The organism is Pseudomonas sp. PS01300 (assembly GCF_029960155.1).
GTDB classification, from domain to species: domain Bacteria; phylum Pseudomonadota; class Gammaproteobacteria; order Pseudomonadales; family Pseudomonadaceae; genus Aquipseudomonas; species Aquipseudomonas palmensis.
In genome coordinates this window covers 1-557 of sequence record NZ_JASCPN010000144.1, presented here as the reverse complement: position 1 = coordinate 557, position 557 = coordinate 1, and the positions used below count along the sequence as shown (strand labels likewise).

General features: G+C 62.3%; 1 protein-coding gene. It reads left to right on the top strand.

All coding sequences use genetic code 11. The features are described from left to right. Window positions 1–557, top strand: a 557-nt coding sequence (locus QMX96_RS26705) for a hemagglutinin repeat-containing protein (RefSeq protein ID WP_282362725.1), incomplete at both ends; no start/stop codon positions are given.

The window sequence follows — 557 nt, the reverse complement described above, 5'->3', positions numbered from 1 at the left end:
CAGCACGACAGCGTGCGCCAGCAGGCGGCCGAACTGACTGCCGGCGGCTCGCTCAGCATCGAGGCCGGCGACAACCTGCTGATGGTTGCCAGCAAGGCCACGGCGGGCGGCGAGGCCTACATCTCCGCCGGCAATACCCTGCAGCTACTGGCCGCCAACGACAGCGAGTACTCGCTGTACGACATGAACAAGAAAGGCAGCTGGGGCAGCAAGAAGACCCAGCGTGACGAAGTCACCGATGTAAAGGCGGTGGGCAGCGTGGTCACCAGCGGGGGTGACCTGACCCTGGTGAGCGGCGGTGACCAGTTGTACCAGGGCGCCGCCCTGGAGTCAGGCCGCGACCTCACAATAGAAAGCGGCGGTGCGGTGACGTTCGAAGCCGTCAAGGACATGCATCAGGAGAGTCACGAAAAGAGTAAGGGCGACCTGGCGTGGACCAGTGCCAAGGGCAAGGGGCAGACGGATGAGACGCTGCGCCAGACGCAGATGGTGGCCAACGGAAACCTGATAATCAATGCGGTAGACGGCATCAAGGTCGATATAAAAAAGATCGACCA